The sequence below is a fragment of the uncultured Brevundimonas sp. genome (assembly GCF_947305955.1).
Taxonomy (GTDB): domain Bacteria; phylum Pseudomonadota; class Alphaproteobacteria; order Caulobacterales; family Caulobacteraceae; genus Brevundimonas.
In genome coordinates this window covers 62,816-72,628 of record NZ_CAMZFB010000010.1, presented here as the reverse complement: position 1 = coordinate 72,628, position 9,813 = coordinate 62,816, and the positions used below count along the sequence as shown (strand labels likewise).

Here is a 9,813-nt window from a genome sequence, read left to right as displayed (position 1 = left end):
AGGATGACCACGAACATTGTGTGCATCATGTCCAGCCCGATACCGAGTTGTTGCATGGCACCGGTGATGCCTGCGGTCTGTTCGGCCATGACGATGCGGACCAGAAGCACCGACAGGAACAGCCGGATCAGCGCGCTTCCACTCAGGAAGTGCAGATTGATGAGGGGGCGTTTGCGGTTGTACTCGATGGTCAGGGCCGTCGCCAAAAGTACGATCGAGCCGATCAGCGCCCAGCCGACCCAAGCGGTATCGAACCACCAGACGCTGCGCCCGATAGCCAGCACCGCACACAACAGGGCGATGCCCGGCGCGAACAGGGCAAAGGTCAGGAAGTCCAGCTTCTCATAGACCTTCATCCGTTCGGACGGCGGGGTGCGAAGCGAGAACACCGCCACCAGCGACAGGATCGCCAGCCCCAGTTCCATGGTGTGGAATCCCTGCCATTCGGAGATTTCCAGCAGGCGGGACGTAAAGACCCGCGTGAACGGAATGCCCAGCGAGGTCAGGCCCATGCCCAGCACCAGCCCCTTCAGGCGGTGTTTGGCCGGAAAGGCCTGCACCAGATAGAGGATGCCCAGCGATGACATGGCCGCCGACACCATTCCCGCCACGCCGCGAAGGATCAGGGTGGTCTGGTAGTCGGAATAGAAGATGCTGATCAGGCTGATGCCGACAAAGGCGATCAGGAAGATCTGGGCGAACAGCCGCAAGCCATACTGCATGCGGAATTTGACCAGCAGCAGGTTCATACAGGCGTTGGTCATCATGAAGGCGACCGGAAGCCATGAGGCTTCGGCCAGACTGACCCCCAGACCGCCGGCCAGAAGCTGGGTATTGGCCATGACCATGGCCGAGCCGAGGCTGCCGGTCACCGCCACCAGTACACCGACCAAAAGATAGGCCAAGCGGTAGGGCAGGGTGTGGTCGGGCGTTGCGGGCGATCCGGGCATAACCGGACGCTCGTGTTCCTTCAGGGTCGCGAGATACTCATGCCATGGCAGGTCCCAGGTGTGACGGCTCATGGGCGCGGCCTCACGGCATCAAAAGTGAGTTGGCGGGCCCGCGCGGCCAGTGCGTCTTTTTCGTCTGGCGTCGCATTGTGCAGACCTGCCACCAGCATGGACAACAGGATGCGAACGTCCTTGGGACAAAGGTCGTTCCGGACACGGCCCTCGGCTTGCGAGCGGCACAGAGGCGGGGTTGCGGCCCGCACCATGGCCTCGCGCAGGGGGGCCAGAAGCTCGGGCGAGGGGGCGGCGCGCACCACATCACCCAGCGCCGAGTTGCGGATCAGCAGGGTCTGTAGATCGGTCAGGAAGTCGAAAAAGGCATCCGCACCGTCCGGCTGGGCGAAGGCTTCGACCAGCAACTCGATCTCGTCGATCAGGACTGCAAGGGCGATCTCGGTCCGGCCGGGAAAGTTGCGATAGAGGGTCGCCCGTCCCACACCGGCGCGGATGGCGATGCGATCCAGCGGGGCGTCGATGCCTTCCTCACGAAAAACCTCGCGCGCTGCCACCAACAGGTGGGCGCGGCGGTCTGCGGCATCTTTACGCAGGGGACGTTCCATGGTGCGTAAGTGGACACTGGTGTCCACTTAGTCAAGAGGAAGTATTCTTTCCCTGTGGAAGGCCACTGAGCCAAAGGCTGCCCCAAACCAAAGCCAGCGCGCAAAGCGTCAGCGCTTGCGGCGCGATTTCGGACAGGCTGGCCCCCATGGCGTTCATGCGCACAAAGCCCTGAACTGCCGCCGTGGACGGAAACAGATAGGCCAGCGCCACCATCAACTTGGGCATCATGAAGTGGGGCCATGCCGCGCCGCCCAGAAAGAACAGCAGGGCCGAAGATCCGACCCAGACCTGCACCACCCGTTCGCGCCGGTTGAACAGACAGCCGAAACAAAGCCCCAGCGCCGAACTGGCCGCCGCAAATACGGGCGACAGGGCGATCACGCCCCATAGATCGCCCGCGCGCGGATAGTCCTGAACCCAGAAGATGAAGCCGAAATAGAACAGGCTGCTGAGAGTGCCGATGGCAATCAGCGCCAGCCATAGCCCCAGCCGTCCCCGCCAGCGCAGGGGCGCGGCCATGCTCTCGCGGCGCAGGGCCACGATCACGCCTGCCCCCATCAACAGCGTCTGTTGCAGGATCACCAGAACGACCGCCGGAACGGCATAGTCGCCATAGCCTTCCGTCAGGTTGAACAAGGATTCCTGCCGTATTTTGGGGGCCAGTTCCGCCACGCGGGCCAGTTCGGGCAGGCCCTTGGCGCGGGCTTCCAGCGTGGCCGCCGCTGCCGCGGCAGCCGCCTTGCCCACCGAGGCGACACGGACCAGATAGCCGCCGTTTAGCCAGATGGCGATGCCGTCGGGCGCACGCTGGGCGACACTGCGTCCCAGACCGTCGGGAAGGATTATGACCCCGTCCACCACACCGTCCTGCAACAGCCGCTTGGCATCGTCGGGCGAGGGGCTGACGGCGGCGACTTCTAGCCCGCTGGTCGCGTCTATGTGGGTGATGAGCGAGCGCGTGAAGGATGAGTTGGAAGGGGCCACGATGGCGACGGGCAGGCCCTGTGCCACCTGACCCTTATAGGCTGCCGGATAATAAAAGCCGTACAGCACCACGGCCAGCAGCAGCAGGCTGCTCACCGGACGGGTGCGTGGCAGGTTGGCAAACGTGTCCGCAAAAGACCCCACGATGCTGTTTGGGGGCAGGGTGTAGGACAGGGGCGTCCACGCCTTGCGCCGTCGGGCTCGCAAACTCATGGCTGCCCCTGCCAACAGCACTGCGACAAGCGCCACGCCCCACAACAGCGCCAGATCGCTCCACGCCGACGCAAGCGGCGATCCGGCGATCCACTGCGCGGTCTGCAATCGGACATAGTGGGTCAGCGGCAGGATCTGGCTCCAGACCCGCGAAAACAGCGGCCCGTGGTCCAGCGGCAGGGTGGCGTTGGAAAAGGCGATGGCCGCCCCCGCATAAACCGCCGTCAGGGACATCGACAGATCAAGGTCCGCCGTCACCGCCACGAACAGCGCCGACAGCGCGACGCTGACCGCCATAAGACCCGCCAGCCCCAGCAGCATCAGCGGCATGGAGCCTGTCACCTCCCACCCCCTGAACCCTGCCAGCCAGACGATCCATGCCGTCCCCCACAGGACATAGATGACGAAATGCGGCAACAGCCGCCCCATCAGGGCGGGCAGCAGGTGGCCATCCGTGCTGCGGCCCGCACGGTGAAAACTGCCGCGCCACAGCAGACGCCCTGCCGCCATCAGGGCCGAACACGCCGCCAGCAGGTGCAGCATGCCAATGCCCAGCAAGGCCCCGAGGAACAGCTCGAAACTCAGCTGCGGATTGCCGATGATCGACACTTGGACGGCGGGCGGTGACAGCTGTGTCGCGGGCACTCCCATCTGTCGGGCGCGCTCCTCCAGCAGGGGAGCGGCGGCCACGCCGATGGCGGCGGACTGCTGCATGGCCCCCATGGAGCCGATGGTCTGGAAGGCCCCGTTGAAATAGACGCTGACGGTGGTGGGACGGCGGTACAGGCCGTGCTTCATCTCGGACGGGAAGTGGGCGACCGAATAGATTTTCCCGCGCCGCATCAGGGCCACGGCCTCGTCCACCGTGGCGGGGCGATAGGCGAGGTCGAGCGACGGGCTGGCCTGCATTTCGCGGATGGCGGCGCGGGTAAAGGCGGTGTCCGCCTGATCGACCACGGCGACGGGGATGTTCTTGGCCACCCCCGGTCCCAGCATGGCCGCCACCCCGACCAGAATGACCAGCGGCAGGATGAAGGCCACCACCGCATCCCAGCGTCGGGTCAGCAGCCGCCGAACCTCGCTGCGGAGATGGGTGACAAAGACCGAAAGGCCGGTGGTCACCGCGCGGACCAGTTGAACAGCACGCTCATGCCGGGACGAAGGCGCTCGACGGGCTGGGCGGGCTTGGCTTTCACCTCGAAGCTGCGGATGTCATATCCGCGTGACTGTCTTGTAGAGCGGGCGGTGGCATAGCTGCCCTGCGGGCTGATGGCGGTGACGTTGAACGGCACGTCCTTCAGGTCCAGCGCGGGGATGTCGCCACGGATGACCGAACCAATCTTCAGGTCGGCATACTGGTCCTCGCGCACGGTGAGAGTGACCCACGGATTGGCCGTATCGACGATGGTGAAGACCGGAACACCCGTCAGGACCAGCTCGCCCACATTGGCGAAACGCTCGGAAATCTCGCCTGCATGCGGGGCCACCAGCCGCGTCTCGGCCTGAAGGCTTTCGGTCTCGGCGATGGCGGCCTGTGCGCCCTGGACCTGCGCGTCGGCGACGGCTTTTTCCTGAGGGCGGGTTCCGGCGCGGGCCTTGAGGTATTGCTGGCGCGAGGCTTCGGCATGGGCGGCAGTGGCACGGCGGGCGGCCACGGCCTCGTCACGGCGCTGGGCGCTGATCACGCCTTCGGCGAACAGGTTCTCGGCACGGCGGGCGGTCTGGTCGGCCAGCTGCGCGGCGGACACCGCCGCCTGCCAGATCGAATAGACGGTATTCACATCCTCACCGCGCGCGCCCTCGAGGCTCAGCGACTGGATGGCCTCGGCGGATTTCAGCAGGGCGCGGGCCTGCATGTCCTTGGCCTCGACCTCGGGGCTGGACATGACGGCCAGTTCGGTACCGGCGGCGACCGTCTGGCCCTCTTCGGCAAGGAACTGTTCGACGCGGCTGGGCACCTTGGTGGAGACGACAAAGGTTTCGGCCTCGACCATGCCCTGTATCTGCACGGGCGCGGGCTTGGCGGCGAGGAACAGGCCCACCACGACAAACCCCACCACCGCCAGCGCCACAAGGGCGATCAGCACGGCCCGCAGGGGCGGCTTTTTCTTGGGGCGCGGACGGCGGGTTTCCGGTGCTGTCTCGATAGGGGTATCGGTCATTGGGCCACGATCCGGTCCGGGCGTTGCAGATAGTCGGTAAAGCTGTCGCCCTGTCCGCTGGCGGCCAGAAGTGCCGCCAGACTGAGGGTGTATTCATAGGCCGTCAGAGCCCTTTGCAGGCGGGCGTTGGACAGCATGTTGCGCGCCTCGATCACGACCGAGGCGGTGGTTTCCCCTTCGCGGAAGGCGATTTCCTGAACCCGCAGGTTTTCCTCGGCGGCGTTCAGGCTGGATTGCAGGGACAGGAACTGTCGGCGCGCCAGATCGGTCTGGTTGTAGGCCCGGGTAATCAACAGGCGGCTGTCGTCCCGCGCCTGTCGTTCCAGCGCGGAGGCGGCGGAGGCCTGCGCCCGCGCCGCACCCACCATTTCGCGGCGGTTGACCGAGGACATCAGCGTGTACCGCATGCCGACGCCAAAGGCCCAGTCCGGCTCGGTCGCCAGCGCGTCGTCGGGGTTCATGTTGTAGGTGCCGAAGGCATAGACCTTGGGCTTGAACTGCGAGGCGGCAAGGTCGGCCCCTGCCTCGGCCAGATTGCGCCCCGCCTCGGCCTGAGCCACACGGGCGGTCGGAGGGCTGCTGGGGTCGGTGAAGGCATGGATCGCGCCTGCGCTCTCGCGGTTCACGAACAGCGGGCTGGACGGGGTGACCGGGGCATCGGTGCCGACCGCGCGGGCCAGCGTGGACTTGGCGTTTTCGTATTCGACCTCGGCGCGGTTCACCTGACGCTGGGCCGTGTCGCGGGCGACCTCGACCTGAAGCACCTGCGCGTGGGCCAGAACGCCCTCGGCCTCCATCCGGCGGGCATTGCGTAAGTGCAGGTCGAACCCGTCGCGGGTGTCGATGGCCACCTTCAGCGCCTCGGCAGCCAGCACCTGCCCGAAATAGGCCCGCACCAGATTGACGCTTTCCAGCTCTCCGGCTTCGGCGCGGCGCGCCTCGGCCAGCGCGACATTGGCCTGTGCCGCGCGTTGCAGGGCGGGGATCGCCCCGCCGCTATAGATGGGCTGGATCGCCGTGACCGTGGGCCGGAACGAGGTTTCCTCCATCCGCAGTCGTAGGTCGGAGGGCAGGGCCGCGAAGATCTCGGGCAGGGCCTGTTGCAGGCGTTGCTCGACCAGCGACGCCAGATCGGGCGTCACGCCGGGCAGGTTGGATACCAGCCCCGGAATGGCCGCGCCGATATCCTGCTGGGCGCGGTCCAGCCCCTCGGACAGGTCCAGATTGAAGGTCTTGCGATAGCGGATCAGCATGGCATCCAGCGACACCGTGGGTCGGTGGAGCCCCGCCGCGACATTGGCGTGCGCCTGTGCGGCCTGAACCCCGTAATCGGCCGCGCGGGTGAGGGACGAGGTGCTGTCCAGACGCGCGCGGGCCTGTTCGAACGTCATGACGGGTGCGGCGCTGGGTGCGGTGGCGGCATCAGGCTCTGTGCTTTGCGCCACCCCGTCTCCCGCTGCCATCAGCAGTCCTGCCACAAGTGCCGCGCCTGCTGCGTTTTTTAAGATCATGAACATGCCCCGGATTGCTGATGGGCATAACGGCCAAAGGTGACCGTTGTTGCTTACAGCAATGACAATAAAATAAGCGCGAGTTTCGCCACTCGCAATCGTAGAACTGGCAATCGCACAACTGGCAATCGTACAGGCAGGGCTCAGGCCCTGAGGCGTCGTCCGTCGGGTATCAGGTTCGTTGTACCGACCGGAATGACCTTGCGCCCCAGAACATAGGCGCAAACCTTGGGCGCGAACATCCCTTCATAGGCGGCGTCCAGCACGTTCAGCCCGCCCGTATAGGCCCCGAAGGCGGGCAGGATCAGGCGGTTGCCGTCACTGAGGAAACAGCGGCGGCGCACGGCCCCGCCCGCGCCCTTGACCTTGGCGCAGGGGTGAAGGTGGCCCGCGACCTCGCCCGTCTGCGATCCGGCTTGCGGTTCGTGGCGCAGGGTCAGATTTCCAAGCTGCATCTCGTCGGTCGAGCGCCCGCCAAAGGCCGCGCCGCCGTCGGGGTCGTGGTTGCCGCTGATCCAGACCAGATCGAGCGAGCGGGCCAGATCGATCACCGCTTCGCGCTCGGCCACGGGAATGCGGCTGACGGCCCCCATGTCGTGCAGGCTGTCACCCAGCAGAACCAGCGTCTTGGCTTCAGTATCGGCCACCTCGGCCAGCAGGCGGTCCAGTGTCTCGCGCGTGTCATAGGGTGGCAGAAGCTGGCCCTTGGCCGCATAGGCCGAGCCTTTCTCAAGGTGCAGGTCCGACACCACCAGCGTGCCATGCTGTGGCAGCCACAGCGTCCCCGCCGCCCGCAGCACGCACGGTTCGCCCGCCACGACAATCTGGTGGCTCAACTCATGGCCTCATCGATCAGGGCGGCGTCTTCCAGCATCATATCGGCAGCAGAGGTTCCGGGGGCGCGTTCCTTGCCGATCTCCATCAGCATGGGCACGGCAAAGGGCGAGACTTTCGGCAGATTATAGACCCTGATCCGCCCACGGATACGCGACAATAATTCACCCAGACGCGCCACATCCAGCAAACCCCGCGCCGCATCCTCGCGCGCGCACCGCAGCAGCAGATGCTGCGGATCATGGCGTCTCAGCGTGTCGTAGATCAGGTCAGCGGAGAAGGTCACCTGACGGCCCGTCTTTTCATGGCCGGGCATGCGCCGCTCGATCAGGCCCGCGATCTGGGCGCATTCCTTGAACGACTTCTTCATCATGAAGCTCTCGTCCAGCCAGCTTTCCAGATCGTCGCCCAGCATGTCCTGTTCGAACAGGGCGTCGAAATCGAGATCGGCCATCGACCGCATCGACCAGATGCACAGCGAAAAGTCATTGGCGACATAGCCGATCGGCCCCACACCCGCGCGGTCCAGCCGACGTGTCAGCAGCATGGCCAAGGTGGTGTGCGCGAGAACGCCCTCGAACGGATAGACGATCATGAAGTGGCGCTTGCCGCGCTGGAACGTCTCGACCAGCAGGTCGTCCATGGCGGGGATGCCGGAATGGTCATCCTGCGCCTCCAGCCATTCCTGAACATCGGCGGGCAGGCGAGCCCATGTGTCGCGCTCGGCCATCAACCGCCGCACGCGATAGGCGAGGTGCGAGGAAATGGGGATGCGCGATCCGCCCCAGCTGGGCACCATCGGGTCGTCATCGCTGGTGGCGCTGACGATGGCATTGGTGCCTTCCACGCCTTCGAACCGCCAGATCTCGCCCGCGAAGACAAAGCTGTCGCCGATGCTCATCTGCTCGAACAGGGTCTCTTCGGCGTCGCCGATCTTGCGGCCCGTGCCACGCCGCCCCCGAGTGCGGACGCTCAGGGTCTGAGCCGCGACAATGGCTCCCACATTCATCCGGTGGCGGGCGATGATCTCTTTCGTTCGCGCCTTCCATAGCCCGTCGCGCCCGCGCACGATGCGGCGGTATTTGTCATAGGATTTCAGCGCATATCCGCCAGTCGAGACGAAATCGACCACCTGTTCCCAATCCTCCCACGTCAGGTCGCGGTAAGGGGCGGCCGTACGGACCTCGTCGTACAACTCCTCAAGGTCGAAGGCTTCCGCACAGGCCACGCCCATGACGTGTTGGGCCAGAACATCCTTGGCCCCGTTGCGGATCGGCTCGCCATCGTGGGCGGCCTCCATAACGGCCTCGACGGCGGCTTGGCATTCCAGCATCTCGAACCGGCTGGCGGGGACCAGCACCGCCCGCGATGGCTCGTCCAGACGGTGGTTGGCCCGCCCGATCCGTTGCACCAGACGCGACGATCCCTTGGGCGCGGCCAGCTGGATCACCAGATCGACATTGCCCCAGTCAATGCCCAGATCGAGGGTGGAGGTACAGACCACGGCCTTCAGCAGGCCCTTGGTCATCATGGCTTCGACCTTGCGGCGTTGCTCGGCGGACAGGCTGCCGTGGTGGAGCGCAATCGGCAGGCTGTCGTCGTTCAGCCGCCACAACTCCTGAAACGCATATTCCGCCTGCCAGCGCGTGTTGACGAAGACCAGCGCCGTCTCAGCGCTCTTGATGGTGTCATACACCTCCTGCATGGCGTGTTTGGCGGTGTGGCCCGCCCACGGCACGCGGTTTTCGCTGAGCAGCACATCCAGTTCCGGCGGCGCACCTGCCTGACCAAAAACGATGTCGTCGCCCTTGTCCGACAACCAGCCACGGATGGCCTTGGGGTCATTCACCGTGGCCGACAGTCCGACACTGCGCATCCTCGGCGCAAAGGCCCGCAACCGCGCCAGCCCCAGCGACAACAGGTCCCCGCGTTTTGACCCGTGGATGGCGTGGATCTCGTCGATCACGACACAGCGCAGGTCCTTGAAGTATTCCCGCGCCCCCTCCCACGCGCAGAACAGGGCCAACTGCTCGGGCGTGGTCAAAAGGATATCGGGCGGGGCCAGCCTCTGGCGCGCGCGCTTGGCCTGATTGGTGTCGCCCGTTCGGCTCTCAATGGCGATATCCAGTCCCATCTCGCGCACGGGCGTCAGCAGGTTGCGCTCCACATCCACCGCCAGCGCCTTCAGCGGCGAGATGTAGAGGGTGTGCACCGAAGGCAGTTCGCCCGGGGCCTTCTCCCGCTGCGACAGCTCGATCAGGCTGGGCAGAAACCCCGCCAGTGTCTTGCCCCCGCCCGTCGGTGCCACCAGCAAGGCATCCTCACCCGCCAGCCCCTTCTCCACCATCGCCAACTGATGCGGACGCACCGACCAGCCCCGACTGGCGAACCAGTCGGTGAAGCGGGCGGGGAGGAGGACGTCAGGCGATGGGATCACGCTGATCTATATGGGGTAGGAGTGAGTTTCTGCACCTAACGAGAATGCTCCAGATTGCTAATGGTCCCGTAGTGGGGTGAACTCTTTAAAGGTTGAAGGTT

The 9,813-nt window shown here is 65.4% G+C and carries 7 protein-coding genes; all 7 read right to left on the bottom strand.

The features are described 5' to 3' along the window. The coding region (locus Q0Y42_RS04615; RefSeq protein WP_297800679.1) for an MFS transporter at nt 1-1,022 on the bottom strand (1,022 nt) is incomplete at its 3' end. Then, a complete protein-coding gene (locus Q0Y42_RS04610; protein ID WP_297800677.1) occupies nt 1,019-1,570 on the bottom strand; it encodes a TetR/AcrR family transcriptional regulator in 552 nt (183 codons plus the stop codon). The genes Q0Y42_RS04610 and Q0Y42_RS04615, both read right to left, overlap by 4 nt. Before the next feature lie 31 nt (nt 1,571-1,601). Continuing rightward, entirely contained in the window at nt 1,602-3,890 is a 2,289-nt protein-coding gene (locus Q0Y42_RS04605) for an ABC transporter permease (RefSeq protein ID WP_297800675.1), read from the bottom strand. Continuing rightward, nucleotides 3,887-4,930 carry an HlyD family secretion protein gene (locus tag Q0Y42_RS04600; protein ID WP_297800673.1) on the bottom strand — a complete coding sequence of 348 codons (1,044 nt, stop codon included), beginning with the start codon at nt 4,928-4,930 and terminating at the stop codon, nt 3,887-3,889. The genes Q0Y42_RS04605 and Q0Y42_RS04600 overlap by 4 nt, the downstream gene beginning before the upstream one ends. Further along, nucleotides 4,927-6,441 (bottom strand): TolC family protein, encoded by a 1,515-nt coding sequence (locus tag Q0Y42_RS04595; RefSeq protein WP_297800670.1) that lies wholly within the window; start codon nt 6,439-6,441, stop codon nt 4,927-4,929. Before Q0Y42_RS04595 ends, Q0Y42_RS04600 begins: the two co-directional genes overlap by 4 nt. A 143-nt stretch (nt 6,442-6,584) precedes the next feature. Further along, a complete protein-coding gene (gene pdeM, locus Q0Y42_RS04590) occupies nt 6,585-7,277 on the bottom strand; it encodes a ligase-associated DNA damage response endonuclease PdeM (protein WP_297800668.1) in 693 nt (230 codons plus the stop codon). Next, nucleotides 7,274-9,712, bottom strand: a complete 2,439-nt coding sequence (locus Q0Y42_RS04585; RefSeq protein WP_297800665.1) for a ligase-associated DNA damage response DEXH box helicase — start codon at nt 9,710-9,712, stop codon at nt 7,274-7,276. Before Q0Y42_RS04585 ends, pdeM begins: the two co-directional genes overlap by 4 nt. Nucleotides 9,713-9,813: the final 101 nt, after the last annotated feature.

Excerpts from the sequence above, each read along its gene's own strand:
- Q0Y42_RS04610 (WP_297800677.1), bottom strand. The coding sequence starts at position 1,570 with ATGGAACGTCCCCTGCGTAAAGATGCCGCAGACCGCCGCGCCCACCTG.
- Q0Y42_RS04600 (WP_297800673.1), bottom strand. The coding sequence starts at position 4,930 with ATGACCGATACCCCTATCGAGACAGCACCGGAAACCCGCCGTCCGCGC.
- Q0Y42_RS04595 (WP_297800670.1), bottom strand. The coding sequence starts at position 6,441 with ATGATCTTAAAAAACGCAGCAGGCGCGGCACTTGTGGCAGGACTGCTG.